General features: G+C 57.6%; 25 protein-coding genes, 1 pseudogene and 1 riboswitch. Of the genes and pseudogenes, 12 read left to right on the plus strand and 14 right to left on the minus strand.

Translation table 11 applies throughout. From position 1 onward, the window contains the following. Positions 1–20: 20 nt before the first annotated feature. Both E3U32_RS14510 and E3U32_RS14515 read left to right on the plus strand, forming a co-directional pair. Positions 21–1,001, plus strand: a complete 981-nt coding sequence (locus tag E3U32_RS14510; RefSeq protein WP_134349347.1) for a fimbrial protein — start codon at positions 21–23, stop codon at positions 999–1,001. A 28-nt stretch (positions 1,002–1,029) separates the two neighbouring features. Next, positions 1,030–1,509 carry a fimbrial protein gene (locus tag E3U32_RS14515; protein ID WP_407057607.1) on the plus strand — a complete coding sequence of 160 codons (480 nt, stop codon included), beginning with the start codon at positions 1,030–1,032 and terminating at the stop codon, positions 1,507–1,509. Here E3U32_RS14515 and dinG read toward each other — a convergent pair. Both dinG and rhlE read right to left on the minus strand, forming a co-directional pair. Beyond that, positions 1,496–3,672, minus strand: a pseudogene (gene dinG / locus E3U32_RS14520) (ATP-dependent DNA helicase DinG). The gene E3U32_RS14515 and the pseudogene dinG overlap by 14 nt on opposite strands. Before the next feature lie 97 nt (positions 3,673–3,769). Continuing rightward, entirely contained in the window at positions 3,770–5,155 is a 1,386-nt protein-coding gene (gene rhlE / locus E3U32_RS14525) for an ATP-dependent RNA helicase RhlE (RefSeq protein WP_134349349.1), read from the minus strand. A gap of 205 nt (positions 5,156–5,360) precedes the next feature. Here rhlE and cecR point away from each other — a divergent pair, with 205 nt between their 5' ends. From cecR to E3U32_RS14550, 5 genes are read left to right on the plus strand one after another with little or no spacing between them, the layout of a single operon-like run. Further along, on the plus strand, positions 5,361–6,038 hold the full coding sequence (gene cecR / locus E3U32_RS14530; protein ID WP_134349350.1) for a transcriptional regulator CecR: 678 nt from the start codon (positions 5,361–5,363) through the stop codon (positions 6,036–6,038). Further along, the gene (gene hlyD, locus E3U32_RS14535) at positions 6,035–7,030 is read left to right on the plus strand and encodes a secretion protein HlyD (RefSeq protein WP_134349351.1); all 996 of its coding nucleotides are present in this window, start codon (positions 6,035–6,037) and stop codon (positions 7,028–7,030) included. Before cecR ends, hlyD begins: the two co-directional genes overlap by 4 nt. Beyond that, entirely contained in the window at positions 7,023–8,759 is a 1,737-nt protein-coding gene (locus E3U32_RS14540; protein ID WP_134349352.1) for an ATP-binding cassette domain-containing protein, read from the plus strand. Before hlyD ends, E3U32_RS14540 begins: the two co-directional genes overlap by 8 nt. Continuing rightward, positions 8,752–9,885 (plus strand): ABC transporter permease, encoded by a 1,134-nt coding sequence (locus E3U32_RS14545; RefSeq protein ID WP_134349353.1) that lies wholly within the window; start codon positions 8,752–8,754, stop codon positions 9,883–9,885. Before E3U32_RS14540 ends, E3U32_RS14545 begins: the two co-directional genes overlap by 8 nt. Positions 9,886–9,942: 57 nt before the next feature. Further along, a complete protein-coding gene (locus tag E3U32_RS14550; protein ID WP_039261395.1) occupies positions 9,943–11,049 on the plus strand; it encodes an ABC transporter permease in 1,107 nt (368 codons plus the stop codon). Here E3U32_RS14550 and E3U32_RS14555 read toward each other — a convergent pair. Further along, the gene (locus tag E3U32_RS14555; RefSeq protein ID WP_014883088.1) at positions 11,011–11,421 is read right to left on the minus strand and encodes a YbhQ family protein; all 411 of its coding nucleotides are present in this window, start codon (positions 11,419–11,421) and stop codon (positions 11,011–11,013) included. The two genes, E3U32_RS14550 and E3U32_RS14555, sit on opposite strands and share 39 nt — an antisense overlap. Positions 11,422–11,554: 133 nt before the next feature. Here E3U32_RS14555 and E3U32_RS14560 point away from each other — a divergent pair, with 133 nt between their 5' ends. From E3U32_RS14560 to E3U32_RS14570, 3 genes are read left to right on the plus strand one after another with little or no spacing between them, the layout of a single operon-like run. Then, positions 11,555–12,316: an endonuclease/exonuclease/phosphatase family protein gene (locus tag E3U32_RS14560; RefSeq protein WP_134349354.1), complete on the plus strand. Its 762-nt coding sequence runs from the start codon at positions 11,555–11,557 to the stop codon at positions 12,314–12,316. Next, a complete protein-coding gene (gene clsB, locus E3U32_RS14565; protein WP_134349355.1) occupies positions 12,313–13,551 on the plus strand; it encodes a cardiolipin synthase ClsB in 1,239 nt (412 codons plus the stop codon). The genes E3U32_RS14560 and clsB overlap by 4 nt, the downstream gene beginning before the upstream one ends. Then, positions 13,551–14,513 (plus strand): lysylphosphatidylglycerol synthase domain-containing protein, encoded by a 963-nt coding sequence (locus E3U32_RS14570; RefSeq protein ID WP_134349356.1) that lies wholly within the window; start codon positions 13,551–13,553, stop codon positions 14,511–14,513. Before clsB ends, E3U32_RS14570 begins: the two co-directional genes overlap by 1 nt. An 89-nt stretch (positions 14,514–14,602) precedes the next feature. On the opposite strand, the gene E3U32_RS14575 is transcribed toward E3U32_RS14570, so the two are convergent. From E3U32_RS14575 to moaA, 6 genes are all read right to left on the minus strand, one after another. Next, complete coding sequence (locus tag E3U32_RS14575) at positions 14,603–15,310, minus strand: Bax inhibitor-1/YccA family protein (protein ID WP_063430017.1); 708 nt, start codon at positions 15,308–15,310, stop codon at positions 14,603–14,605. A gap of 64 nt (positions 15,311–15,374) precedes the next feature. After that, entirely contained in the window at positions 15,375–15,827 is a 453-nt protein-coding gene (gene moaE, locus E3U32_RS14580) for a molybdopterin synthase catalytic subunit MoaE (protein WP_134349357.1), read from the minus strand. A gap of 1 nt (position 15,828) precedes the next feature. After that, positions 15,829–16,074 (minus strand): molybdopterin synthase sulfur carrier subunit, encoded by a 246-nt coding sequence (gene moaD, locus E3U32_RS14585; RefSeq protein WP_134349358.1) that lies wholly within the window; start codon positions 16,072–16,074, stop codon positions 15,829–15,831. After that, positions 16,067–16,552, minus strand: coding sequence for a cyclic pyranopterin monophosphate synthase MoaC (gene moaC, locus E3U32_RS14590; RefSeq protein WP_049008689.1), 486 nt, complete (start codon positions 16,550–16,552; stop codon positions 16,067–16,069). The genes moaD and moaC overlap by 8 nt, the downstream gene beginning before the upstream one ends. A gap of 3 nt (positions 16,553–16,555) precedes the next feature. Continuing rightward, positions 16,556–17,068: a molybdenum cofactor biosynthesis protein B gene (gene moaB, locus E3U32_RS14595; RefSeq protein WP_134349359.1), complete on the minus strand. Its 513-nt coding sequence runs from the start codon at positions 17,066–17,068 to the stop codon at positions 16,556–16,558. A gap of 24 nt (positions 17,069–17,092) precedes the next feature. After that, positions 17,093–18,082, minus strand: coding sequence for a GTP 3',8-cyclase MoaA (gene moaA / locus E3U32_RS14600; protein ID WP_134349360.1), 990 nt, complete (start codon positions 18,080–18,082; stop codon positions 17,093–17,095). Further along, a riboswitch (molybdenum cofactor riboswitch) is annotated at positions 18,070–18,204 on the minus strand. (Overlaps the previous gene by 13 nt.) A 226-nt stretch (positions 18,205–18,430) precedes the next feature. On the opposite strand from moaA, the gene yvcK reads away from it, so the two are divergent. Next, a complete protein-coding gene (yvcK, locus tag E3U32_RS14610; RefSeq protein WP_134349362.1) occupies positions 18,431–19,339 on the plus strand; it encodes a uridine diphosphate-N-acetylglucosamine-binding protein YvcK in 909 nt (302 codons plus the stop codon). 86 nt (positions 19,340–19,425) lie between these two features. Here yvcK and uvrB read toward each other — a convergent pair whose 3' ends face one another. Further along, a complete protein-coding gene (gene uvrB / locus E3U32_RS14615) occupies positions 19,426–21,441 on the minus strand; it encodes an excinuclease ABC subunit UvrB (protein ID WP_134349363.1) in 2,016 nt (671 codons plus the stop codon). A gap of 751 nt (positions 21,442–22,192) precedes the next feature. On the opposite strand from uvrB, the gene E3U32_RS14620 reads away from it, so the two are divergent. Then, positions 22,193–22,915, plus strand: a complete 723-nt coding sequence (locus E3U32_RS14620) for an ABC transporter ATP-binding protein (RefSeq protein WP_134349364.1) — start codon at positions 22,193–22,195, stop codon at positions 22,913–22,915. Here E3U32_RS14620 and bioD read toward each other — a convergent pair. The 4 genes from bioD to bioB are packed head-to-tail and all read right to left on the minus strand — an operon-like array spanning position 22,878 to position 26,505. Beyond that, positions 22,878–23,579: a dethiobiotin synthase gene (gene bioD / locus E3U32_RS14625; RefSeq protein WP_166790944.1), complete on the minus strand. Its 702-nt coding sequence runs from the start codon at positions 23,577–23,579 to the stop codon at positions 22,878–22,880. The genes E3U32_RS14620 and bioD overlap by 38 nt on opposite strands. After that, the gene (gene bioC, locus E3U32_RS14630; protein WP_134349366.1) at positions 23,572–24,327 is read right to left on the minus strand and encodes a malonyl-ACP O-methyltransferase BioC; all 756 of its coding nucleotides are present in this window, start codon (positions 24,325–24,327) and stop codon (positions 23,572–23,574) included. Before bioC ends, bioD begins: the two co-directional genes overlap by 8 nt. Continuing rightward, positions 24,311–25,468, minus strand: coding sequence for an 8-amino-7-oxononanoate synthase (gene bioF / locus E3U32_RS14635; RefSeq protein WP_134349367.1), 1,158 nt, complete (start codon positions 25,466–25,468; stop codon positions 24,311–24,313). The genes bioC and bioF overlap by 17 nt, the downstream gene beginning before the upstream one ends. Next, positions 25,465–26,505, minus strand: a complete 1,041-nt coding sequence (bioB, locus tag E3U32_RS14640) for a biotin synthase BioB (protein ID WP_134349368.1) — start codon at positions 26,503–26,505, stop codon at positions 25,465–25,467. Before bioB ends, bioF begins: the two co-directional genes overlap by 4 nt. Positions 26,506–26,551: the final 46 nt, after the last annotated feature.

The following is a 26,551-nucleotide window of genomic DNA, read 5'->3' on the forward strand; positions in this document are numbered from 1 at the left end:
TTTTTCAGGAACAACAGAAGATGTTCAAATATGCTTTCACGCTACTCCTGCTGGTGTCATGTACATTTATGATGCCGCGCGCCCATGCGGAAAACTGCACCAGCGCCGATTTGCCCTACACACTCAACGCCGGCACCCTTGCCGTTCCAACAACCCTGTCCACCGGCAGTGTGATACCGGGTTCAACGCAGACGCATATCGTCAACGGCAGCTGCACGGGAACTGTTTCGAACCGCACTATTATTTCCTGCTACTACGGAACCGGAAATGAAGTCGACGGTTTTCCGGGCGTCTACGCAACGGGGGTAGCAGGTGTGGGAATTGAATTGCTTAACAGCAGTGGACAGATCATACGGGGTAAAGGGATGGGATGTAATACTACATCCACCCCGATGGGGACGATCGGCACTGACAGTAATCAGACATTTTCGTTTAGCTATACGATAAAACTCATCAAGACAGGGCCATCTGTCGGTAGCGGTACCCTCTCTCAGGCTTTAAATGTTTATGGATTTGGTGACTATGCCTCTAACGGGATTAACGGCGCCAACAACGTGAGCCACTACTCAGCCACCCTTTCGCAAAGAACGGCCACCTGTTCCATCGATCCGCTTAACCTAACCGTTACGCTAGGTAATTTCCCGGTAACCCAGTTTACTCATGTCGGTAGCTACTCAGCCTGGAAGACATTCACTATTACGGCAACATGTTCAGAAGAAGTGAATCTGACGGCCTCTGTCACCAGCGCCAACGGGGTTAACAGCCAGTACGGCGATGTCATCAACCTGACGCCGGGTAGCGACAGTGCTACGGGCGTCGGCGTGCGTATGCTGATAGACGGTGTTGACTTAATGTACAACTACCCGCTCCCCTTTGGCGGCACAGCCGAACCCGGCGTACCGATGGCGCTTCCCTTCTCAATCCAGTATTACCAGACAGCCTCTACCGTCACGGCGGGAAAAGCCAATACGGTAATGACAATCGATATTGAGTATAAGTAATTGTATGAAAAGAGAATTAATTTTAGTAATGATGCTTGCCAGCACAGCCAGCTTTGCGACTGACGTGACACTAAACATAGAGGGCAATATCTATGACACCACCTGTCAGGTCGACAGTGCCAGTCAGAATATGGTCGTGGATTTAGGTCAGGCAATTTCGGGGGACTTTAAATCGGTGGGTGATACGGGAAAGTGGAAAAACTTCGACATTACGCTCTCAAATTGTCCCGCAAGCCTGATGTTAGCCACTATCACCGTAGATGGGCAGCCTGATGAGCAGCATCCAACAAAATTTGCCAGCACCGGTACAGCAAAAGGGATCGCGCTTGAGCTGGCGGACAGGACGGATTATATCACTCTCGCCCCGCAGTCCAGCTTTAATGCCTTAATAAACAACGGAACCCATACCGCTGATTTTCCAATGGCTGCACGCTATTACGCTACCGCCATGCCGGTGACCGCTGGCACGTTCGAGAGCGTTGTTCAGGCCACCTTTACTTACCAGTAGGACCGCGCCCCTTAGCACGGATGCTTTTTTTACGCCCGGCGGCCGGTTTTGCCGGGCGTTTTTTCACTTCCGGCACCTCTGGCTGTTCAATCGGGAATACCGGTAACGCATTCAGCAGCCGCTGACCGTAGTTTTTCGTCAGCAGACGCTTGTCGTAAATCACAATCTCGCCCCAGCAGCCGTGGCTACGAATCAAACGCCCGACCTGCTGAATCAGGTTAAACGACGCCGCCGGCAGGCTTTGCACTTCAAACGGATAGCGGTTGAGGCTTTTCAGCCACTCCCCTTCGGTGATCACCACCGGGCTGTCGATAGGCGGGAAGGCGATTTTATGAATATGCACCTGCGTCAGATAATCACCTTTCAGATCCAGACCTTCAGCAAACGACTGTAAACCCACCAGCACGCTGCGCTCGCCGTTATCGATCCGCTTGCGGTGTGTTTCCACCAGCCGGTAGCGCGGCTGATCGCCCTGCACCAGCAAAAGCAAACGCAGATCGGTGACGTGCTCGAGGAAGCGTTGCATGGCGCGTCCGCTGGCAAACAGCACCAGCATGCCGGGGTATTTTTGCTCTCGACCTGTTCGCGGAAGTAGGCCGCCATCTCCGCGATGTGCTGCTCTTCGTTGTCGATCAGCGGCTCATATTTCATGCGGGGAATAACCAGCTTACCCTGCTCGCAGTGGTTAAACGGTGAGTCCAGCGCCACAAAGCGGTCGCCCGCTTTCTCTCTCAGGCCGCTCATCTCCTGCAAACGGGAGAAGCTATTGAGAGAACGCAGCGTCGCAGAGGTGACTACCACGTGCGGCACGCTGCGCCAGATCAGCTTTTCCAGCTGATCGGCCACGCGAATGCCCACGCAGTGGAAAAAGAGATGGACCTGCCCGTCTCGCACTTCGCGGGTGGCCCATTTGGTCACCGGCGCACCAGACGCCTGCGCCAGCGAGGCCAGCCGCCAGAGTTTGCTCTGCGCTTCAAACATGCCCAGCGCGCGGTTCATCTGCAGCAGAATACGGTGCAGACGCACGACGTCGTGAGCGCCTGTCTTCTCGCTGAGATCGTTTAAGAACATCTCCGCCAGACCGCGCAGTTTTTCCAGGTGCTTCGCCAGCTGCTGGCAAATCTCCATCACCTCTTCAGGCAGCTCACCCATCGCAAAGCGATGTTCCGCCTCCTGCGTGGCCGGAAGATAAAGATTCAGGATGTTATTCAGCGACGAGATAAGGCTGTAGACCTCTTCGCAGTGGTCGCTCAGCCGCTCGGGTACCGCCAGCGGCGGAGTCGTTTTCGGGCGGAACTGCTCCATGCAGGTTGCCACCAGCTTGCAGAAGAGATCGAGCTGAAGACGGAACCAGGGTGCGGTAATTTCGGCGCTCATCTCCAGTGCGTCCCGCGCCACGTCCGGCAAATGATGGCCTTCGTCGAGCACCAGCAGCAGGTTCTTGGGCTCAGGCAAAACGGCTTCGCTCTCCAGCGCGGCCATCACCAGCGCATGGTTGGCGACCACGACTTCAGCTTCCTGAATCTCACGCCGGGCGACAAAGAACGGGCACTCCCGGTAGTAGTGGCAGTTGCGGTTCAGACAGCTCGCTTTATCGGTGCTGAGTCTGCGCCATAGGTCGTCGTTAATCGCCAGGCTGGTGTGATCGCGCAGGCCATCCCACTTATAGCCATCGAGCTCGGCTTTAAGTTTTGCACACTGCTCCTGCTCGGCCTTGTTGTTCGGCGTCAGCTCGTCGTCGAGAAACGCCAGCAAATCTTGCTGATTAGGCTCACTGCTGGCGAGCGCCGCCAGGTTACGCGGACAAACATAGCGTCCACGTCCAAAGGCCGCCGTAAACCGCAGGTCGGGGATAATTTTGCGCAGCAGCGGTAAATCCTTGCTGAAGATCTGATCCTGCAGCGCCACGTTGGCGGTGCTGACCACCAGCGTTTTGTCCTCTTCCCGCGCAATCGCGATGCCGGGAATGAGATACGACAGGGTTTTCCCGACGCCGGTCGGGGCTTCAATCGCCAGATGTCGTCCGTCGTCCCCGGCGAGCGTTTTTGCCACGTCAGCAATCATCTGACGCTGTGGCGATCGGGGGATAAAATCGGGGATCTGTTGCTGTAGCGCCTTGTACCATGCGCCAATTTGCGCTTTGAGCGCAGCGGTTAAAGCCATTGGAAAACCTGAAATACTGTATAAACAGCCACTATTGTGGCACTTTCTGTTGGCTGTCGCAAAAAGAAAAGCCCGGCTTTACGACCGGGCTTCCAGATTACTGCGGGTTAGCAGGTTTACGCGGGCGGCGTCGGCGTTGGCCTTCCCCTGCCGGTTTCCCTTCGCCGCTGCGCCACGGGTTTTCACCCGCCGGTTTTGCGTCGTTGTTACGACGCGGCGGTTTGCCTGATGATTTTGGCGCGCCACCTTCAGCACGACGCGGTTGCTGACCGCGGCCGCCGCCTCCTTGACCACGACCACCGCCGCCCTGACGGCCGTTCTGAATCGGCTCGGCTTTGATGGACGGATCCACTTCGTAGCCCGGGATTTCGATACGCGGGATCTCTTTTTTCAGCAGGCGTTCGATATCCCGCAGCAGTTTGTGTTCATCCACACAGACCAGAGAAAGCGCTTCACCGGTGGCCGCCGCGCGACCGGTACGGCCGATACGGTGAACATAATCTTCCGGCACGTTTGGCAGCTCGTAGTTCACCACGTGCGGCAGCTCTTCAATGTCCAGGCCACGCGCAGCAATGTCAGTTGCCACCAGCACGCGGATGTCGCCAGATTTGAATTCAGCCAGCGCACGGGTACGCGCACCCTGGCTCTTGTTGCCGTGGATGGCCGCACTGCGGATGCCATCTTTATTAAGCTGTTCCGCCAGGTGGTTAGCGCCGTGCTTGGTGCGGGTAAAGACCAGCACCTGCTGCCAGTTGCCCTGACCGATCATCTGGGAGAGCAGTTCCCGCTTACGCTTCTTATCCACGAAGTGCACGTGCTGCGTCACCTGCTCGGAGGCGGTGTTGCGGCGCGCGACCTCCACTTCCAGCGGGTTATGCAGCAGCTTTTCAGCAAGCGCCTTGATCTCGTCGGAGAAGGTCGCGGAGAAGAGCAGGTTCTGACGGCGTGACGGCAGTTTAGCCAGCACGCGGCGAATGTCGTGAATAAAGCCCATGTCGAGCATGCGGTCGGCTTCGTCCAGCACCAGAATTTCAACCTGATCCAGCTTAACCGCGTTCTGATGTTCCAGATCCAGCAGGCGACCCGGGGTAGCAACCAAAACGTCGACGCCGCTGCGCAGCTTCATCATCTGCGGGTTGATGCTGACTCCGCCGAAGACCACCAGCGAGCGAATGTTGAGATAGCGGCTGTACTCACGCACGTTCTCACCAATCTGGGCTGCCAGCTCACGGGTTGGGGTAAGGATCAGGGCCCGAACCGGACGACGGCCTTTGGCGTGCGGCTGGTTTTTTACCAGCAGTTCCAGCAGCGGCAGGGTAAAACCGGCGGTTTTGCCGGTGCCGGTCTGGGCGCTGGCCATCAGGTCGCGGCCCTGCAGGACGGCAGGAATAGCCTGCTGCTGGATTGGGGTTGGCTCAACGTAGCCCTGTTCTGCGATCGCGCGCAGAATTTCCGGGTTCAGGCCAAGGGAATCAAAAGACATAAAAACTCCGAACCGCCCCGACCATCACAGGTGTAGTTTTCAGGGAGATATAACGAATAGGGGAGGACAAAAACCACAATGTCGCGAAGGGGCGGAGTGTAGCAGCTTTTGTGACGTGGCGCATAAAATATCCCTCAGTTCCCTCGACGAGGACGAGAATCAGGCATAGTCTTAATCAATCGATTGATTAATTTTTAATGCCGCGATGAATACGACCCCGACGACATCAAAAGGTGAACAGGCCAAAAGCCAGCTTATTGCCGCCGCGCTGGCGCAGTTTGGCGAGTATGGACTGCATGCGACCACGCGGGATATCGCGGCGCAGGCAGGGCAGAACATTGCGGCCATTACCTACTATTTTGGCTCAAAAGAGGATTTATATCTCGCCTGCGCCGAGTGGATCGCCGATTTTATTGGCACGCAATTTCGCCCGCACGTTGAGGAAGCCACCGCGCTGCTGAGCCAGCCGTCGCCCGATCGCGAGACCATTCGCCAGCTGATCCTCAATGCCTGCCACAACATGATCCGCCTGCTGACGCATGACGATACGCTCAACCTGAGCAAGTTTATCTCCCGCGAGCAGCTCTCCCCCACTGCCGCCTACCAGCGGGTACACGATCGGGTGATTGACCCGATGCATACCCACCTGACCCGGCTGATCGCCGCCTATACCGGGCGAGATGCCAACGATACCGAGACAGTTTTGCATACCCACGCCCTGCTGGGTGAAATCCTGGCCTTCCGTCTGGGCCGGGAAACCATCCTGTTACGCACCGGCTGGACACAATTTGATGAGGATAAAGCCGCGCAGATTAGCCAGGTCATCGCCTGTCATCTCGATCTGATCCTGCAAGGCTTAACGCAAAGGAGCCTGAAGTCATGAAAAAACCTGTCGCCATCATTCTGGTGGTTGTTGTTTTGCTTGCTGCGGGAATCGGTGGCTGGCTGTGGTATCAGAGCCATCAGGACCGGGGCCTGACGCTGTACGGTAACGTTGATATTCGCACGGTAAATATGAGTTTCCGCGTCGGCGGGCGTCTCGCCTCGCTGAGCGTTGACGAAGGAGATGCCATTAAGACGGGGCAGACGCTGGGTATGCTGGACAAAGCGCCCTTTGAAAATGCGCTGCAGCAGGCCAAAGCAGGCGTGTCGGTCGCCCAGGCAGAATATGACCTGATGCTGGCTGGCTATCGCGACGAAGAGATTGCCCAGGCCGCTGCGGCGGTCAAACAGGCGCAGGCGGCCTATGACTACGCGCAGAACTTCTATGCCCGCCAGCAGGGGCTGTGGAAAAGCCGCACCATTTCCGCTAACGATCTGGAAAATGCCCGTTCCTCGCGCGACCAGGCCCAGGCGACGCTGAAATCCGCCCAGGACAAACTGAGCCAGTACCGCACCGGTAACCGCCCGCAGGATATTGCCCAGGCCAAAGCCAGCCTTGAACAGGCGCAGGCGCAGCTGGCCCAGGCGGAACTGGATCTGCACGACACCACCTTAATCGCCCCGTCTGACGGCACGCTGATGACCCGCGCCGTGGAGCCGGGCAGCATGCTCAGCGCGGGCAGCACCGTCTTAACGCTCTCCCTGACCCGCCCGGTCTGGGTACGCGCTTACATCGACGAGCCGAATCTCGGCCAGATGCAGCCGGGCCGCGAGCTGTTGCTCTATACCGACGGCCGCCCGGACAAGCCGTACCATGGCAAAGTGGGCTTTGTCTCGCCAACTGCCGAGTTCACGCCGAAAACCGTTGAAACACCGGACCTGCGTACCGACCTGGTGTATCGCCTGCGCATCATCGTGACTGATGCGGACGACGCGCTGCGTCAGGGCATGCCTGTCACCGTAAAAGTGAACAACGGGGAACGACATGAATGACGCGGTTATTCAGCTCAACAATCTCGTTAAACGCTTCAGAGGGATGGAGAAACCGGCCGTCGCGCCGCTGAACTGCACCATCCAGAAAGGCTATGTCACCGGGTTGGTCGGCCCGGACGGCGCAGGCAAAACCACGCTGATGCGCATGCTGGCCGGTCTGCTGAAACCGGATGAAGGATCGGCCCGCGTGCTCGGGCTTGACCCGATCGAGGATGACGGTGCGCTCCACGCCATGCTCGGCTATATGCCGCAGAAGTTTGGTCTGTATGAAGATCTGACGGTGATGGAAAACCTTAACCTGTATGCCGATCTGCGCAGCGTCACCGGAGAAACCCGACAGAAGACTTTCGCCCGCCTGCTGGAGTTCACCTCGCTCGGCCCGTTCACCGACCGGCTGGCGGGCAAGCTCTCCGGCGGGATGAAGCAGAAGCTGGGGCTGGCCTGCACGCTGGTGGGGGAACCGAAGGTGCTGCTGCTGGATGAGCCCGGCGTCGGCGTGGACCCGATTTCGCGCCGCGAGCTGTGGCAGATGGTGCACGAGCTGGCGGGCGACGGCATGCTGATCCTCTGGAGCACCTCCTACCTTGACGAAGCCGAGCAGTGCCGGGACGTGCTGCTGATGAACGAAGGCAAACTGCTTTATCAGGGCGAGCCGACGACGCTGACGCTGAGCATGGCCGGGCGCAGTTTCCTGCTGCATAGCCCGCAGGAATCCACCCGCACGCTGCTGCAGCGGGTGCTGAAACTGCCCCAGGTTAGCGACGGGATGATCCAGGGGCGCTCAGTGCGGGTGATCCTCAAAAAAGAGGCCACCGTCAACGACATTCGCCGTGCGCCAGGCATGCCTGAGCTCGAGATGGAAGAAACAGCGCCGCGTTTTGAAGATGCGTTTATCGACCTGCTGGGCGGTGCGGGAACGTCGGAGTCCCCCCTCGGCGCAATCCTGCACACGGTGGAAGGCACGCCCGGCGAAACGGTGATCGAAGCCAAAGCCCTGACCAAGAAGTTCGGGGATTTCGCCGCCACCGACAACGTCAATTTTGCGGTGAAGCGCGGCGAGATTTTCGGCCTGCTCGGGCCGAACGGTGCGGGAAAATCCACCACCTTTAAGATGATGTGTGGCCTGCTGGTCCCCACCTCCGGCAAAGCGCTGGTGCTGGATATGGACCTGAAGGTCAGCTCTGGCAAAGCGCGTCAGCATCTGGGCTATATGGCACAGAAGTTCTCGCTGTATGGCAACCTGACCGTCGAGCAGAATCTGCGCTTTTTCTCCGGGGTGTACGGCCTGCGCGGGCGCGCGCAGAGCGAGAAAATCCGCCGCATGAGCGACGCCTTTGGATTAACCAGCATTGCCTCCCACGCGACCGACGAACTGCCGCTCGGCTTTAAGCAGCGGCTGGCGCTGGCCTGTTCGCTGATGCACGAGCCCGATATTCTTTTTCTTGATGAGCCGACGTCCGGCGTTGACCCCCTCACCCGCCGCGAGTTCTGGCTGCATATCAACAGCATGGTGGAAAAAGGCGTGACGGTGATGGTCACCACGCACTTTATGGACGAGGCGGAGTACTGCGACCGTATCGGGCTGGTGTACCGCGGCAAGCTGATTGCCCACGGAACCCCGGATGACCTGAAAGAACAGGCCGCCGACGATGAGGTTCCGGACCCAACCATGGAGCAGGCCTTTATCACCCTCATCCACGAGTGGGATAAGGAGAACGCCCATGCGTAATAACGCGATTTCGTGGCGCAGGGTACGCGCGCTGTGTATCAAAGAGACGCGTCAGATCGTGCGCGATCCCAGCAGCTGGCTGATTGCGGTGGTAATCCCCCTGCTGCTGCTGTTTATCTTCGGTTACGGGATCAACCTCGACTCGAGCAAACTGCGGGTCGGGATATTGCTGGAACAGCAGAGCGAAGAGGCGCTGGACTTCACCCACGCCATGACCGGTTCGCCCTACATCGATGCCACCATCAGCGATAACCGGCAGGAATTAATCCAGAAAATGCAGGCCGGGAAAATTCGCGGGTTGGTGGTGATCCCTGTGGATTTCGCCGCCAATATGGCGCGTGCGAATACCGATGCCCCGATCCAGGTGATCACCGACGGCAGCGAGCCGAACACCGCGAACTTTGTGCAGGGCTACGTGGAGGGGATCTGGCAGCTGTGGCAAATGCAGCGGGCGGAAGATCGGGGCGAAGAATTTAAACCGCTGATCGACGTGCAGACGCGCTACTGGTTTAACCCGGCAGCCATCAGCCAGCACTTTATTATTCCGGGCGCGGTGACGATTATCATGACGGTGATTGGCGCGATTCTGACCTCGCTGGTGATAGCCCGCGAGTGGGAGCGCGGCACCATGGAGGCCTTGCTTTCAACCGAAGTGACGCGCGTCGAGCTGCTGCTGTGTAAACTCATCCCTTATTACTTCCTCGGCATGCTGGCGATGCTGCTCTGTATGCTTGTCGCAGTCTTTATCCTCGGCGTGCCGTACCGCGGCTCGCTGGTCGTGCTGTTCTTTATCACCAGCCTGTTTTTACTCAGCACGCTGGGCATGGGGCTGCTCATCTCCACCATTACCCGCAACCAGTTTAACGCCGCGCAGGTGGCCCTCAACGCCGCTTTTTTACCGTCGATTATGCTGTCCGGGTTTATCTTCCAGATAGACAGCATGCCTGCCGTGATCCGCGCCGTGACCTATGTTATTCCGGCTCGCTACTTTGTGAGCACGCTGCAAAGCCTGTTCCTGGCGGGGAATATTCCGGTGGTGCTGATTATCAACACGCTGTTTTTGATGGCGTCGGCGGTAATGTTTATCGGGTTGACGTGGATGAAAACGAAAAGAAGATTAGATTAGCCAACGGATTTTGTAGGTCGGGTAAGCGCAAGCGCCACCCGACAGGAGGACGATGCAATGTTTCACCGTTTATGGACGTTAATACGCAAAGAGCTGCAGTCCCTGCTGCGCGAGCCGCAAACGCGCGCCATTCTGGTATTGCCGGTGCTGATCCAGGTTTTACTGTTCCCGTTTGCCGCCACCCTTGAGGTGACCAACGCCACCATCGCCATTTACAACGAAGACAACGGCAAACATTCCGTCGAGCTGACGCAGCGCTTTGCCCGTGCGAAAGCCTTTACCCACATCCTGCTGCTGAAAAGCCCGCAGGAGATCCAGCCCACTATCGACACGCAAAAAGCGCTGCTGCTGGTCCGTTTCCCGGCGGATTTTTCCCGCAATCTGGACACCTTCCAGACCGCGCCGATGCAGCTGATCCTCGACGGACGTAACTCCAACAGCGCCCAGATAGCGGCCAACTATTTGCAGCAGGTGGTGAAGGATTACCAGCAGGAGCTGATGGACGGCAAACCGAAGCCCAACAACAGCGAACTGGTGGTGCGTAACTGGTACAACCCGAATCTGGACTACAAATGGTTTGTGGTACCGTCGCTGATCGCCATGATCACCACCATTGGTGTGATGATCGTGACCTCCCTGTCCGTTGCCCGCGAGCGCGAACAAGGCACGCTGGATCAGCTGTTGGTTTCCCCGCTCGCCACCTGGCAAATCTTCGTCGGCAAAGCGGTGCCGGCGCTGATTGTCGCCACCTTCCAGGCCACCATCGTGTTGGGCGTAGGAATTTGGGCCTATCAGATCCCGTTCGCCGGTTCGCTGGCGTTGTTTTACTTCACGATGGTGATTTACGGGCTGTCGCTGGTAGGATTTGGGCTGCTGATTTCGGCGCTTTGTTCGACGCAGCAGCAGGCGTTTATCGGGGTATTCGTCTTTATGATGCCCGCGATTTTGCTCTCGGGCTATGTCTCGCCGGTTGAGAATATGCCGGTGTGGTTACAGGATCTGACGTGGGTAAATCCGATTCGGCACTTTACGGACATCACCAAGCAAATCTATCTGAAGGATGCGAGTCTGGATATTGTCTGGGGAAGTTTGTGGCCGCTACTGGTCATCGCGGCCACGACGGGCTCAGTGGCGTACGCGATGTTTAGACGCAACATTGCGTAGCTTTTTCTCTTTGGTCAGCAACGAGACTACCGCAGGCCCTGCAAGGATAGCCAGACCGGCCAGGGCCAGCAGCAGGTTGTTTTGCAACACCCGCGACAGCAGCCAAAGCACAATCATCGCTGCACCAAAATACCAGGTGGTGGTGAGCTCTTCGAGCACATCACCCACCTCGCGCCAGCGCGCTTCATGGTGTCGCTGTAAAAACAGCATCGACAGCACGGTGACGCCATAAAGGACGCATAGTCCCAGGCCAACACGCACCAGCGTGCCGCTCATCCAGCCCATCACCAGTACGGCCACGACCAGTAAATGCAACATTATCTGCCAGCAACTCAGGCCAGTTGCGACACGAACACGTTGTTGCCACTTCATGGCTTCTCTCCTGAAGGATTTTTCTCTGCTTAATCAGACTACCGCACTTTACGGAAAATTCCGTAACGCCGCATCTTTTTGTGACGCCGACTACACTTTATTTTCATTGGGATAGTCACTCAGGAAGGAGCTTATGACGAAAAAAATGCAGCATTTCTCGCTTAAAGTGCTGACGATAAACATTCATAAAGGCTTCACAGCATTTAACCGCCGCTTCATTTTACCGGAGCTGCGCGACGCCGTGCGCACCGTCAGCGCGGACATCGTCTGTCTGCAGGAGGTAATGGGCGCACACGAAGTTCATCCGATGCATTTCGAAAACTGGCCCGACACGCCGCACTATGAATTTCTGGCCGACACCATGTGGAGTGATTACGCCTACGGCCGCAACGCGGTCTATCCGGAAGGGCATCACGGGAATGCGGTGCTGTCCCGCTATCCCATTGAACACTACGAGAACCGCGACGTTTCCGTCGGGGAGAGCGAAAAACGCGGGCTGCTTTACTGCCGTATTACACCGCCCGATCTTGCGCTGCCCATCCATGTCGGCTGCGTCCATCTGGGCCTTCGCGAAGCCCATCGTCAGGCGCAGCTGAACATGCTGGCCGAATGGGCCAATGCACTTCCCGAGGGTGAACCGGTGGTGGTGGCCGGCGATTTCAACGACTGGCGACAGCGGGCCAACCATCCGTTGAAAGTGAATGCCGGACTGGAGGAAATTTTCACCCGCGCGAACGGCAGGCCTGCGCGGACCTTTCCGGTACGTTTCCCGCTGCTTCGGCTTGACCGCATCTACGTGAAAAATGCACACGCCAGCAGCCCCACCGCCCTGGCACTCCTCAACTGGCGGCATCTTTCCGACCATGCCCCGCTCAGCGCGGAGATCCACTTATGAAATGTTCCTGGCAGGAAGGCAACCGGATCACGCTGCTGGTCAATGGGGACGAGTATTACCCGGCCGTGTTCAAAGCGATTGATAACGCTCAGCAGAAAGTGATCCTCGAAACCTTTATCTGGTTCGAAGACAACGTCGGCAAACAACTGCACAGCGTGCTGCTGCGCGCCGCCCGGCGCGGCGTCAAAATTGAAGTGCTGCTTGATGGCTATGGCTCGCCGGACCTCAGCGACGCGTTTGTCAATGAACTGACCGCTGCGGGCGTGGTGTTCCGCTACTACGATCCCGGCCCTCGCCTCTTCGGCATGCGTACCAATCTTTTCCGCCGGATGCACCGCAAAATTGTGGTGGTAGATGAGACGGTGGCGTTTGTCGGCGGCATCAACTACTCTGCTGAACATATGTCCGACTTCGGCCCGGAAGCGAAGCAGGATTACGCGATTCGCATAGAAGGCCCGGTGGTTCAGGACATCTTACTGTTTGAACTGGAGAACCTGCCGGGTAAAGAGGCCGTTCGCCGCTGGTGGAAACGCCGCCATCGCCCGGAAGAGAACCGCAAGCCCGGCGAAGCGCAGGCGCTTTTCGTCTGGCGGGATAACGGTGAGCACCGGGACGACATTGAACGTCATTATCTCAAGATGCTTGCCAACGCGAAGCGAGAGGTCATCATCGCTAACGCCTACTTTTTCCCGGGCTATCGCCTGCTGCATGCCATGCGCAATGCGGCCCGACGCGGCGTACGCGTGAAGCTGATTGTGCAGGGCGAGCCGGATATGCCAATCGTCAAAGTCGGCGCTCGGCTGCTGTATAACTACCTGGTGAAGGGCGGCGTACAGATTTACGAATATCGCCGTCGGCCGCTGCACGGCAAAGTCGCGCTGATGGACGATCACTGGGCTACCGTGGGCTCCAGTAACCTCGATCCGCTGAGCTTATCGCTCAACCTTGAAGCTAACCTGATCATTCACGATCGCCAGTTTAATCAAACCCTGCGGGATAACCTGCAGGCCTTGATCGTCAACGACTGCGTGCGCGTGGATGAATCCATGGTTCCCAAACGCACCTGGTGGAACCTGGGCATCAGCGTGGTGGTGTTCCACTTCCTGCGTCACTTCCCGGCGATGGTCGGCTGGCTGCCGGCACATACGCCGAAGCTCGCGCAAGTGGACCCGCCGGTACAACCCGAAATGGAAACCCAGGACCGTATTGAAGCGGAAGATGGAGGCAAACCCTGATGTCGAAATCACATCCGCGCTGGCGGCTGGCAAAAAAGATCCTGACCTGGCTGTTTTTCATCGCCGTCGCGGTTCTGCTGGTGGTCTACGCGCAGAAAGTTGACTGGGAAGAGGTGTGGAAAGTTATCCGCAACTATAACCGGTTGGTGCTGCTGGGGGCGCTTGGGCTGGTTATTGTGAGCTACCTGATGTACGGCTGCTATGACCTGCTTGGCCGGGCCTACTGCGGCCACAAGCTGGCCAAACGGCAGGTGATGCTGGTGTCGTTTATCTGCTATGCCTTTAACCTGACGCTGAGCACCTGGGTTGGTGGGATTGGCATGCGCTATCGCCTTTACTCGCGTCTGGGGCTGCCTGGCGGGACGATTACGCGCATTTTTTCCCTGAGCATCACCACCAACTGGCTGGGCTATATTCTGCTTGGCGGGGTGATCTTTACTATCGGCGTGGTACAGCTGCCCGCGCACTGGTATATCGACGAAACCACGCTACGCATTCTGGGCATCGTACTGCTGCTGATTATCGCCGTTTATCTCTGGGCCTGCGCGTTTGCCAGACGTCGTCATATGACCATCAAAGGACAAAAGCTGGTATTACCCTCGTGGAAGTTCGCGGTGCTGCAGATGGTCGTCTCCAGCGCCAACTGGATGGCGATGGGGGCGATTATCTGGCTGTTGATTGGTGAAGACGTGAATTACTTCTTCGTGCTGGGCGTACTGCTGGTGAGCAGTATTGCCGGGGTGATCGTGCATATTCCGGCGGGGATCGGCGTGCTGGAGGCGGTGTTTATCGCGTTGCTTGCGGGGGAGCATGTCTCTCAGGGAACGATTATCGCCGCCCTGCTGGCGTACCGCATGATCTATTACTTCCTGCCGCTGGCGCTGGCAACGGTCTGTTATCTGGTGCTGGAGGGTCGGGCGAAGAAGCTGAGGGCGAAGAACGAAAAAGTAATGGCGAAGTAAATAAGTCGGGTGGGGGCTTCGCCTTACCCGACCTACGGTTCGCGTTTCGTAGGCCGGGTAAGGCGAAGCCCCCACCCGGCAAAGCAACCTTAACGACGGTTGCCTAAAATCCGCAGCAGCATCAGGAACAGGTTGATGAAGTCCAGATACAGCGTCAGCGCGCCTAAAATTGAGTATTTGCGCAGGTTCGAACTGTCGCGTACGTCAATCTGCTCGCCGATGTTTTTCAGCTTCTGGGTGTCATACGCCGTCAAACCAACGAAGATCACCACCCCGATGTAGGTCACGGCCCACATCAGCGCTTCGCTCTTCAGCCACAGGTTCACCAGCGACGCCAGCACAATCCCGATCAGCCCCATAAACAGCATGCTGCCGAAGCCGCTCAGATCGCGCTTAGTGGTGTAACCGTAGAGGCTCATCGCACCGAACATCCCGCCGGCCACCACAAAGGTGCTGGCGATGGAAGAGTAGGTGTAAACGATGAAAATGCTGGAAAGCGTCAGCCCCGTTAGCGCCGAATAGAGCATAAACAGCGTGGTCGCCATTCCGGCACTCAGCTTTTGCACCAGGCCCGAAAGCACAAACACCAGCGCCAGCTGCGCGATAATCAGCCCAAAGAAGGTGATTTTACTGGAGAAAATAAACATCATCAGCTCAGGCGTATTGGCCGCATACCACGCGATAAATGCGGTAAGCAGTAAGCCGACCGTCATCCAGCCATAGACCTGAGCCATATACGTCTGCAGCCCGCTACGGGTCTGCTGTACTATTGAATCGGAACGCGGAAATCGGTCCATGATTCACTCCTGATTAAGATTAAGTAGACACACACGTTAAGATTAACACATCCACGTAAACCGACTACCAACGGCTGGCGGCCTGTTTATCGCTGTCGCGGGATTCAACCCACCGATCGCCTTCCGGCGTGGCCTCACGCTTCCAGAACGGCGCTCTGGTTTTGAGGTAATCCATAATGAACTCCCCTGCCGCAAACGCGCTGCTGCGGTGTGCGCTGGTCACTCCGACAAAAACAATCTCCTCGCCGGGCCACATCTCACCGATGCGGTGAATCACCGTGACGCGTCCGAGCGGCCAGCGGCCTCGCGCTTCGTCCACAATCTCCGCCAGAGATTTCTCGGTCATGCCTGGATAGTGCTCCAGCGTCAGCGCCTTCACGCTGTCGCCGAGGTTGTGGTTGCGCACTTTACCGGTGAAGGTCACGACCGCACCATCTTCGTCACGCTCTGCCAGCCAGCTGTATTCTGTACCGACACTGAAGCGCTCAGGACCGACCAGAATTCGGGTCTCAGCCATCTTAGCCCCCTGTTACCGGCGGGAAGAAGGCCACTTCATCCCCTGCCTTCAGAGGATGGGTGAACTCCACCAGCGTCTGGTTAACGGCGGCCAGCAGCTTGCCTTCGTCCAGCGCCAGCGCCCAGCGGTCGCTCTGTGCCGCCAGATGCGCGCGCAGGGCGGCAACGTTTTCAAAAGGGGCATCCAGCGTCAGGCTGTCGGTGTTGACCAGCTCACGCACCTGCGCAAAAAAGAGCACCTTAATCATGGCTGTCCACCTTAAAATCGCCGGATTTGCCGCCGCTTTTTGCCAGCAGGCGAACCGGGCCAATCACCATATCTTTCTGCACCGCTTTGCACATGTCGTAGATGGTCAGCGCGGCGACAGAGGCCGCCGTCAGAGCTTCCATCTCCACGCCGGTTTTCCCGGTTAAGCGGCAGAGCGATTCAATGCGCACGCGGCTGTGCTCCGGCTGCGCCTGAAGATTTACTTCCACTTTACTCAGCATCAGCGGATGGCACAGCGGGATGAGATCCCAGGTGCGCTTGGCGGCCTGAATCCCCGCAATGCGCGCGGTAGCAAACACGTCACCCTTGTGGTGACTGCCGTCGATAATCATCGCCAGGGTTTCCGGCAGCATGGTGACGAACGCTTCGGCACGCGCCTCGCGCACCGTTTCCGCTTTGGCGGAGACATCCACCATATGCGCTTCGCCAGCGGCGTTAATGTGGGTCAATTGCGACATAACTTATTTCTTTAAATGAGGATGGAAATTACACGGACGGGTACGGGCATCCAGCTGCGGGGCAATAATATTGTCCCATGCGGTGCGGCAAGCTTTCGTCGAGCCAGGCATGGCGAAAATCAGCGTGTTGTTTGCCACGCCAGCCACCGCGCGAGACTGCAGCGTGGAGGTACCAATCTCTTCAAATGAGAGCATACGGAACACTTCGCCGAAGCCTTCCACCTCGCGGTCGAACAGCGGGAGCAGCGCTTCGGGCGCCTGGTCGCCTGCGGTAAAGCCGGTGCCGCCGGTGATCAGCACCACCTGCACCTCATCACTGGCGATCCACTGCGAAACCTGCGCGCGAATGGCATAGCGGTTCTCCTTCACAATCGCTTTATCGACGATGTGATGCCCCGCGTCATGGGCCGCCTCGCGCAGCCAGTGGCCGGAGGTATCATCCTCTTCGCCACGGCGGTCGGAAACGGTAAGAATGGCAATGCGTGTCGGGATAAATTCCGCGCTGACCTGACTCATCTTATGATTCCCTCTTAAGCCTGATTACCCGCCGATGTAAGACAGGTTTTGAGTAATGCCGGTGTTGCCCTGATGCAGGAAGTGGGTCTGTTTTTTATGCGTCAGAGCCTCTGAGATACGCGCTTCAAGCGCGCTCTGCTGGGCATCATCTTCCAGCAGATCGCGCAGCTCGACGCCGCCATCGCCAAACAGACATAAATGCAGCTTGCCCACGGAGGAGACGCGAAGACGGTTACAGCTGGCGCAGAAGTCTTTCTCATAGGGCATGATCAGCCCGATTTCCCCGTCGTAGTCGGGGTGACAAAAGACCTGCGCCGGGCCGTCGCTGCGCTGGCGAATCTGATGGATCCAGCCGCGTTTCAGCAGCGCGTCGCGCAGCACCATGCCGGAGATATGATGGCGACGGAACAGGTCGCTCCCCTCGCCCGTTTCCATCAGCTCGATAAAACGCAGTTGGATGGGGCGGGATTTTATCCACGCCAGGAAGGTGTCCAGCTGATGGTGGTTGACGTCACGCATCAGCACCGTGTTGACTTTGACCTTCTCGAACCCGGCGCTAAACGCCGCGTCGATGCCGTCCATCACCTGGCGGAATTTATCCTGTCCGGTAATGGCGTGAAACTGGCGGGCATCAAGGCTGTCCACGCTGACGTTGATGGCGGTTAAGCCCGCATCACGCCAGGAGGCCACATCGCGGGCCATACGGTATCCGTTGGTGGTTACCGCAATCTGGCGAATGCGTTCGTTTTCACGCACGGCGGCAATGATGTCGGGGAAATCGCGTCGCAGAGAAGGTTCTCCGCCGGTCAGACGCACTTTTTCGGTGCCGAGCTCAGAGAAGGCGCGCGTGATGCGGCGCACTTCATCTACGGAGAGAAAGCCGTTATTGGTGACGCTGCCCGGTTTGTAGCCATCGGGCAGGCAGTAGGTGCAACGGAAGTTGCACACGTCGGTAATCGACAGACGTAAGTAATAAAACTTACGCGCGAAAGCATCAGTAAGTTGTGAAGCCATGTACACCTTTCCAGATACGGGAGGCACAGTCATTTCTTTCTGTACCCTGGTGGCATAGTCGCCACGGCCAGAGCGCCATATCTTTCGACACAGGCACAAGGGCTAGAGTGTATGTTTTCAAATTTGAAAACGTGGTTATGGCGATAGTAGCGCGTAAATCGACTCTTCGCTATTCTCGCTTAACGCTATATAAACAAATACATAACGACATAATTGTGTATTTTCACTACAGAATACTCAAAAACAGCATCTTCGCATTGATATGCGTCATTTTGCGTCCGGTGAGGCATCGTCTTTTAGGGGTAGTTAAGGTAGTGTTACGCAGATTGAACGTGATAAGGAATGTGTATGCGCAATCGCACTTTTGCGGATCTTGACCGTGTGGTCGCACTCGGCGGAGGCCACGGTCTGGGCCGGGTGATGTCCTCTTTGTCTTCACTCGGTTCAAGGCTGACAGGGATAGTGACAACAACGGATAATGGCGGCTCTACGGGGCGTATCCGACGTGCAGAAGGGGGTATCGCCTGGGGCGATATGCGCAACTGTCTGAACCAGCTGATTACCGAACCGAGCGTTGCATCAGCAATGTTTGAGTACCGTTTCGGGGGTAATGGAGAACTTTCCGGGCATAACCTCGGAAATTTAATGCTTAAAGCCCTGGATCACCTGAGCGTGCGCCCGCTGGAAGCCATCAATTTGATACGAAATCTGCTGAAAGTGGATGCGTTTCTGATCCCGATGTCTGAACAGCCGGTTGATTTGATGGCTATTGACGTGGAAGGCCATGAAGTTTACGGCGAAGTGAATATCGATCAGCTCATCCTGCCGCCAAAAGAGCTAATGACCTACCCAAGCGTTCCCGCCACGCGCGAAGCGGTTGAGGCTATCGCCGAGGCGGATGTGATCCTGATAGGCCCGGGCAGTTTTTACACCAGCCTGATGCCCATTTTGCTGGTGAAAGAGCTGGCGCAGGCGCTGCGCCGCACCCCTGCCCCGATGGTCTACATCGGTAACCTGGGACGTGAACTGAGCCCGGCAGCCGCAAGCCTGTCGCTGGCGGATAAACTGAGCCTGATGGAGCAGTACGTCGGGAAGAAAATTATCGACGGCGTGGTGGTAGGACCGAAAGTCGACGTATCAGGGATTGGCGATCGCCTGGTGGTGCAGGAGCCGCTGGAGGCCAGCGATATTAAATATCGCCATGACCGCCATCTGCTGCGCGAAGCGCTGGAGAAGGCGATTCAGGCGCTGGGTTAACAAAAACCCCCGGTGGCGCTGCGCTTACCGGGGCTACAAAGGGCTAACCCGTAGGCCCGGTAAGCGCAGCGACACCGGGCAGAAAACTACGATGCTGCAATAAACAGATCCCGCAGCTGATGAAGCTGGTCGCGGATCTGCGCTGCCTCTTCGAACTCCAGGTTCTGTGCGTGCTGCATCATCTGCCCTTCCAGCTCGTGGATTTTCTGCTGCAGCGCTTTTGGCGTCAGCACGACGGTATCTTCTTCCACCACTGAACGCGCCTTGCCGCGGCCTTTCGCTTTGGTTTTGGCAATGTTCTGACCCAGCGCCAGAATATCCACCACCTTCTTGTTCAGCCCTTGCGGTGTAATACCGTGCTCTTCGTTGTAGCGCTGCTGTTTCTCGCGACGGCGCTCCGTTTCGCCAATCGCTTTCGCCATCGACGGGGTGATTTTGTCACCGTACAGAATCGCTTTCCCGTTGACGTTACGCGCTGCACGCCCAATGGTCTGGATCAGAGAACGTTCAGAACGCAGGAAGCCCTCTTTATCCGCATCCAGAATCGCCACCAGCGAGACTTCAGGCATATCCAGACCTTCTCGCAGCAGGTTGATCCCCACCAGCACGTCAAACTCGCCCAGACGCAGGTCGCGGATAATCTCCATTCGCTCTACGGTATCGATATCCGAGTGCAGATAACGCACCTTCTCGCCGTGCTCTTCGAGGTACTCGGTCAGGTCTTCCGCCATACGCTTGGTGAGCGTGGTCACCAGCACGCGCTCGTTGATGGCGGCACGGATACGGATCTCGGAGAGCAGATCGTCCACCTGCGTCGCCACCGGACGAACTTCAATAATCGGGTCGAGCAGCCCCGTTGGACGCACAACCTGATCGACAACGTCTTCACCGGATTTCTCCAGCTCGTAGTTGCCCGGGGTTGCCGAGACGTAGATAGTTTGCGGGGCCAGCGCCTCAAATTCTTCAAACTTCATCGGACGGTTATCCAGCGCTGACGGCAGGCGGAATCCGTACTCCACCAGCGTCTCTTTACGCGCGCGGTCACCGCGATACATCCCGCCAATCTGCGGGATAGTGACGTGGGATTCGTCAATCACCAGTAAACCGTCTGCCGGAAGATAGTCAAACAGCGTCGGCGGTGGCTCGCCCGGCCCGCGTCCGGAGAGGAAGCGGGAGTAGTTTTCAATGCCGGAGCAGTAGCCCAACTCGTTCATCATCTCCAGATCAAACTGGGTACGCTGACTCAGTCGTTGTTCTTCCAGTAGCTTATTGTTCGCCAGCAGCACTTTACGGCGGTCTGCCAGCTCCACTTTAATCTCTTCCATCGCCTGCACGATACGCTCGCGTGGCGTCACGTAGTGCGTTTTCGGGTAAATGGTGAAACGCTGAATCACCGACTCAATGTGTCCTGTCAGCGGGTCGAACAGCGAGAGGCGCTCAACCTCTTCGTCAAACAGCTCAACGCGCAGCGCCATGTCGTCCGATTCCGCCGGGAAGATGTCGATGACTTCGCCGCGCACGCGAAACGTCCCGCGCTGGAATGCCTGATCGTTACGGGCGTACTGCAGTTCAGCCAAACGGCGCACAATGGCGCGCTGATCGATGATCATCCCCTGCGTCAGGTGGAGCATCATCTTCAGGTACAGGTCCGGATCGCCCAGACCGTAGATAGCGGAAACCGACGCGACGACAACCACATCACGACGCTCAAGCAGCGCCTTGGTGGCGGACAGACGCATCTGCTCAATGTGTTCGTTTACCGAAGCATCTTTCTCAATGAAGGTGTCAGAGCTCGGGACATAGGCTTCGGGCTGGTAGTAATCGTAGTAGGAGACAAAATACTCCACCGCGTTGTCCGGGAAGAACTCTTTCATCTCACCGTAAAGTTGTGCGGCCAGGGTTTTGTTGGGTGCCAGCACCATCGTGGGGCGCTGCAGGTCAGCGATCACGTTGGCAATGGTAAACGTTTTGCCGGAGCCGGTTACCCCCAGCAGCGTCTGGTGTGCCAGCCCGTCTTCCAGCCCCTCTTCCAGACGGCGGATGGCCTCGGGCTGATCCCCCGAAGGACGGAAAGCAGAACTCAATTTGAACGGTTTACTCATGGGCGACAACCTGATGACGTTATAAGCGGCAGGGAGTAATTTTACTCCTTGTGGCCAGGAATGCCAGTAAAAAACACTGGATGAAAAACCAGTAGCATGTCACGATATTTAGAGTAGCGCCTGAATGATTAGCGCGATAGCGGCCAAAATTTGGACTGTGACAACATAAAACACCAGTCAGGTCAGGTTATCCCCAGAACTTTTTCTTTTTTAACATTTGTCAAGCCAGGTAATGATAGTTTTATGGCAACGAGTGACACTTTCATGACGGGAATTGCTTTTATCTAAGCAGTTAAATTATAAACGATATTTTCTAAAGCCGCGTTTCGCGTCAATTTGGGCGAAAGCCGCGTCTTCTCTCGCTTATCGCGTGTTTTCTAACTCTAATGCACATGGTTATCCACAGGAATAGTGGATAACTGCTTCCAGCCCATACAGACTGGCGCTCGGCAAATTCCCGGATTTTCCCACGAAACGGCAGGAAAAAATTTTTATAGCTATTTTTTGATGATTAACAGTTGAGTCATTCATAACCAACCGATGGGATCTTGCTCACATTTTCATCATTTATAGCCCTGCACCACAACTCAACGCCGCCAGCACCGTCGATGTGCAATCCCGCTGGTTTTACACCGCGCTCCTGTGACTTATTCCTAAAAAAGTCGCTTTTTTAATCACTTTGCGCTTTCTGGCAGGGGTTTTGCACTATCCCAAACGTGCCTCACCTACACACATTTTTAAGGAGAGAAAGATGTTGAGTCTGCGTGCAGTGAATCAGTTTTACGGAAGCCAACATACGCTATGGAACGTGGATTTAGATTTTCCACAAGGGATGTGTACAGGCGTCGTTGGCCTGCCGGGTATGGGTAAAACCACCCTTATGAATTGCATCGCCGGGAAAGTGCCTGTCGAAAGCGGCACCATCATCTGGCATGAGGCAGGCGCACCGCCGCGTGATTTGCTCAGCCAGGTGCCAGAGCAGCGTTCAGGGCCGGGGATAGGCTACGTCCCGCAGGACAGGCGGATCTTCTCCCAGCTGACGATTGAGGAGAATTTGCATATCGCCATGAGGGCGATGGGCAAGCCCGATCCGGAAGCGAAAAGTGAGATATATGATCTGTTCCCGGAACTCTACGCGTTACGTCAAACCCGGGGAAACGCCCTTTCGCCAGACGATCAGTACCAGCTGGCGCTGGCCAATGAGCTGGTAAACCGTCCGCGGATGCTGATTCTGGATGAGCCCCTGCACGGCGCAGGTCACGGTTTCACGCATAAGCTGGGGCAACTGTTAGTGCGCTTAAACCGAGAGCTGGGGATGACGGTGCTGCTGGCTGAACAGCAACTGTCGTTTATTCGCCGGGTCGCGGATCGTTTTTGCATGCTTTATCGCGGGCGTAACGTGGCCCAGGGCCACGTTAACGAGCTGGATGATGAGCTTATTGCCCACTGGATGTCGCTGGAAGCAAGGCGCTGAGGTCGAGATAGCGCCCGGTTTCGGCACGTTCGGCATTGTCCGCAAGCCACGGGATCTCCCCGAGGAATGGAGCAGGAAGAACCCGCAGGAGCGTCGCCAGATACTCCTGATGCCGCTTGCCGGGGGCAACCACGTCGTTGGCTATCCAGCCCGCCAGACGCAGCCCTGCCTGCGAAACGGCCTGCGAGGTTAACATCGCATGGTTGATACAGCCGAGCTTCACCCCTACGACCAGAATGACCGGGAGCTGCTCGCGCTGCACCCAGTCAGCAAAGGTCTGCGTGTCCGAAAGCGGCGTAAACCAGCCGCCTGCGCCCTCCACCAGCACCCAGTCCGCCTGGCTTTCCAGCGTGCGTAATCCGGAAGACAGCACGGCGAAATCAATCGGACGACCTTCGTCGGCGCTGATAATGTGCGGCGAGGTCGGCTCGGCAAAGGTATACGGATTCACCGCTGAATAGGCGAGTTCAAGCGTGCTGTTCCGCTGGAGCGCAAGCGCATCGGTGTTGCGTAATCCTTCCGCCGTCATCTCGCTGCCGGAAGCAACCGGCTTATAACCGGCGGTGTTTTTTCCCAGCAGTCGCGCCGCCTGCAGCAGCGCAGCGCTGGCAACCGTTTTACCCACTTCCGTATCCGTTCCGGTGACAAAATAGCGTTCAGTCACGTTCGATAACCCCATGAAAAAGTTGATAAGAGAGCGGGAACTGTCCTCGCTCCTGCGGCCAGGCCAGCTCCAGACGCTGCAGCTGACCCCGGGTGAGCGGTTTTTTCTCGCGTCCGGTATGCAAATGCGTGGCGCCAATGCCCTTCAGCGATCGCATGGCGCTGAGCGCATCGCTGAAATTGAGGGTGATGGTCTGCACCGTACTGCGATAGCGCAGACCAGCCAGCGCCTGCGTGACCCGCTCGTGTGATAAAAACCGGTTGGCGTGCGGCTGGCGATCTACCGCCTGCCAGGCCTGATTCAGCTCCGGTAACGAGCTTTCCAGCAGGGTGGTAAACGCCACTCTCCCGCCCGGACGCGCCACGCGGTACAGCTCGCTTAAGGCCTGCTGCAGGCTGCTACACCATTGCACGGCCAGATGGCTCCAGACCAGGTCGAATTGCGCATCCGCCAGCGGGATCGCTTCGATATCCGCGACCAGATAGTGGTGCGCGGCCTGCCGCTGACGTGCCTCCGCAAGCATGTCGGATGACAGGTCGAGAGCCGTAACCAGGCTTCCCGCTTCGCGCCAGTAGCGGCTATTCCCGCCGGGGCCACACCCGGCGTCCAGCACCCGGGCAAAGCGCGTCTCGCCGAGCAACGCCAGCAGTCCCTCTGCGCTCTGGCGTTGAAGCTCATCGTGCTGTGAATAGCTGCGCGCGGCCCGGCCAAACGCCGCCGCAATGGCCTGCTTATTGACTGGCGACATGCAGCGCCTCCAGAAGTGCATCAATATCGTCTGCTTCGTGCGCCGCCGTGAGCGTCAGGCGCAGGCGGGCAGTACCCGGCGGCACGGTGGGCGGGCGAATGGCCGTCACCCACATCCCCCACTCGCGCAGCGCGTGTGCCAGCGTGAGCGCCAGGCTGTTTTCACCGACGATTGCCGGCTGGATTGCGCTCTGCGAATCGGTGCTCCGGAAGGGAAGCTGAGCCAGGCCCTGACGAAAACGCAGGATATGTTCCGCCAGACGCGCCCGGCGTTCACCCCCTTCTGCGCTGCGGATCACCCGCATGGACGCTGACAGCGCCACGGCTTGCGCAGGCGGCATGCTGGTGCTGTAGATCAAATGCCGGGCAAACTGCAGCAGATAGTCAGCAACGGGCTCGCTGCACAACACGGCGGCCCCGCTCACGCCAAAGCCTTTGCCGAAAGTGACAATCAGCAGCTCCGGCTTCACGTTTTGCAGATGCGCGCTGCCGCGCCCTTCGTCGCCCATCACGCCGATGCCGTGGGCATCATCGACCAGCAGCCAGGCATTTTGCCGTTTTGCTGCCTCGTGCAGCGCGGCAAGCGGCGCGCTGTCGCCGTCCATGCTGAACACCCCTTCCGTGACCACCAGCTGCTGCCCGTCACAGGGTTTATCCAGCAACGCAGCGAGTTGCCCCGCATCGTTATGGGCAAAGCGGCGCAGCTGAGCCGGGCTTAAATTTGCCGCCTCCAGCAGAGAGGCGTGGCTTAAGCGGTCAGCGACAATGCGGTCGTCCTTGCCCATCAGGGCTGCAATGACCGCCTGATTGGCCGCAAAACCCGAGATAAACAGCAGCGCGCGCGGGTAGCCCAGCCAGTCGGCAAGCGCCTCCTCCAGCGCCCGGTGCGCCGTGGTGTATCCGCTGACGTGCCCAGAGCCGCCGCTGCCCACGCCATACTGCTCCGCGCCCTGCTGCCAGGCGCGGATAATGTCCGGATGCTGGCTCAGCCCGAGATAATCATTGCTGGAGAAATTACAAAACTGCCGGTTCTCACGGGTAAGAAAACGGCCTGCGCCGTTTTCAACTACCCTGCGTACGCGAAACGCATCTGCCGCCCGCCGCTCGTCGAGCGCGGAATGGATACGTGCCTCCCAGGTCATACGGCTGCCGCGTTGTAGAACTGGTCGGTGTCGGCGTTGAAAATCTGCTGCTCCAGCTGCTGCTGTTGCTCGTTATCGCCGGTCAACACCTCGGTCTGATGCGGGTTCAGCCCCAGCTTGCGGAACAGCTGAACGTCTTTGTCCTCTTCCGGGTTCGGCGTGGTCAGCAGCTTGCAGCCGTAGAAGATGGAGTTGGCCCCGGCCATAAAGCACATCGCCTGGGTCTGCTCGCTCATCTGTTCACGACCAGCAGAGAGGCGAACGTAAGAGGTCGGCATCATGATGCGCGCCACCGCGATGGTGCGGATAAAGTCAAACGCATCGACGTCCTCGTTATCCGCCAGCGGCGTGCCTTTGACCTTCACCAGCATGTTGATCGGCACGCTTTCCGGCGGGGTCGGCAGGTTCGCCAGCTGCAGCAGCAGACCGGCGCGGTCTTTCACCGTTTCACCTAAGCCCACGATGCCGCCCGAGCACACCTTGATCCCCGCGTCACGGACTTTATCAAGCGTGTCCAGACGCTCCTGATAGGTACGGGTAGTGATGATGTTGCCGTAAAACTCCGGCGAAGTGTCGAGGTTGTGGTTGTAATAGTCCAGCCCGGCCGCCGAGAGGCGCTGCGCCTGCTCGTCGTTCAGCGTGCCCAGCGTCATACAGGCTTCGAGACCCATCTCCTTCACGCCCTTCACCATCTGCTCCAGATACGGCATGTCGCGATCGTGCGGGTTCTTCCACGCCGCCCCCATGCAGAAGCGAGTCGAGCCGGCATTCTTCGCCTTGCGCGCGGAGTCGAGCACCTGCTCAACTTCCATCAGCCGTTCGGATTCAAGGCCCGTTTTATAGCGCGCGCTCTGCGGGCAATATTTGCAGTCTTCCGGGCAGGCGCCGGTCTTGATCGACAGCAGCGTGCTGACCTGAACATGGCGAGGATCGAAGTGCTGACGGTGCACCTGTTGGGCTTCGAACATCAGCTCAAGGAAAGGTTTGTTGAATAATTCAGTAACTTGCGACATCGTCCAGCGTGCGTGGTGAGCCATTGGGCTTCTCCAAAGGGTTTTGTTAATTTTCGGTTCGGTTTATACT

Origin of the sequence: Lelliottia nimipressuralis, assembly GCF_004402045.1 — a bacterium.
Classification (GTDB): domain Bacteria; phylum Pseudomonadota; class Gammaproteobacteria; order Enterobacterales; family Enterobacteriaceae; genus Enterobacter; species Enterobacter chinensis.

Excerpts from the sequence above, each read along its gene's own strand:
- cecR (WP_134349350.1), top strand. The coding sequence starts at position 5,361 with ATGAATACGACCCCGACGACATCAAAAGGTGAACAGGCCAAAAGCCAG.
- clsB (WP_134349355.1), top strand. The coding sequence starts at position 12,313 with ATGAAATGTTCCTGGCAGGAAGGCAACCGGATCACGCTGCTGGTCAAT.
- E3U32_RS14575 (WP_063430017.1), bottom strand. The coding sequence starts at position 15,310 with ATGGACCGATTTCCGCGTTCCGATTCAATAGTACAGCAGACCCGTAGC.
- E3U32_RS14570 (WP_134349356.1), top strand. The coding sequence starts at position 13,551 with ATGTCGAAATCACATCCGCGCTGGCGGCTGGCAAAAAAGATCCTGACC.
- E3U32_RS14555 (WP_014883088.1), bottom strand. The coding sequence starts at position 11,421 with ATGAAGTGGCAACAACGTGTTCGTGTCGCAACTGGCCTGAGTTGCTGG.
- moaE (WP_134349357.1), bottom strand. The coding sequence starts at position 15,827 with ATGGCTGAGACCCGAATTCTGGTCGGTCCTGAGCGCTTCAGTGTCGGT.
- E3U32_RS14550 (WP_039261395.1), top strand. The coding sequence starts at position 9,943 with ATGTTTCACCGTTTATGGACGTTAATACGCAAAGAGCTGCAGTCCCTG.
- moaB (WP_134349359.1), bottom strand. The coding sequence starts at position 17,068 with ATGAGTCAGGTCAGCGCGGAATTTATCCCGACACGCATTGCCATTCTT.
- E3U32_RS14515 (WP_407057607.1), top strand. The coding sequence starts at position 1,030 with ATGATGCTTGCCAGCACAGCCAGCTTTGCGACTGACGTGACACTAAAC.
- moaC (WP_049008689.1), bottom strand. The coding sequence starts at position 16,552 with ATGTCGCAATTGACCCACATTAACGCCGCTGGCGAAGCGCATATGGTG.
- moaD (WP_134349358.1), bottom strand. The coding sequence starts at position 16,074 with ATGATTAAGGTGCTCTTTTTTGCGCAGGTGCGTGAGCTGGTCAACACC.
- moaA (WP_134349360.1), bottom strand. The coding sequence starts at position 18,082 with ATGGCTTCACAACTTACTGATGCTTTCGCGCGTAAGTTTTATTACTTA.
- E3U32_RS14620 (WP_134349364.1), top strand. The coding sequence starts at position 22,193 with ATGTTGAGTCTGCGTGCAGTGAATCAGTTTTACGGAAGCCAACATACG.
- uvrB (WP_134349363.1), bottom strand. The coding sequence starts at position 21,441 with ATGAGTAAACCGTTCAAATTGAGTTCTGCTTTCCGTCCTTCGGGGGAT.
- bioF (WP_134349367.1), bottom strand. The coding sequence starts at position 25,468 with ATGACCTGGGAGGCACGTATCCATTCCGCGCTCGACGAGCGGCGGGCG.
- E3U32_RS14510 (WP_134349347.1), top strand. The coding sequence starts at position 21 with ATGTTCAAATATGCTTTCACGCTACTCCTGCTGGTGTCATGTACATTT.
- E3U32_RS14560 (WP_134349354.1), top strand. The coding sequence starts at position 11,555 with ATGACGAAAAAAATGCAGCATTTCTCGCTTAAAGTGCTGACGATAAAC.
- E3U32_RS14545 (WP_134349353.1), top strand. The coding sequence starts at position 8,752 with ATGCGTAATAACGCGATTTCGTGGCGCAGGGTACGCGCGCTGTGTATC.
- yvcK (WP_134349362.1), top strand. The coding sequence starts at position 18,431 with ATGCGCAATCGCACTTTTGCGGATCTTGACCGTGTGGTCGCACTCGGC.
- hlyD (WP_134349351.1), top strand. The coding sequence starts at position 6,035 with ATGAAAAAACCTGTCGCCATCATTCTGGTGGTTGTTGTTTTGCTTGCT.
- bioB (WP_134349368.1), bottom strand. The coding sequence starts at position 26,505 with ATGGCTCACCACGCACGCTGGACGATGTCGCAAGTTACTGAATTATTC.
- rhlE (WP_134349349.1), bottom strand. The coding sequence starts at position 5,155 with ATGTCTTTTGATTCCCTTGGCCTGAACCCGGAAATTCTGCGCGCGATC.
- E3U32_RS14540 (WP_134349352.1), top strand. The coding sequence starts at position 7,023 with ATGAATGACGCGGTTATTCAGCTCAACAATCTCGTTAAACGCTTCAGA.
- bioC (WP_134349366.1), bottom strand. The coding sequence starts at position 24,327 with ATGTCGCCAGTCAATAAGCAGGCCATTGCGGCGGCGTTTGGCCGGGCC.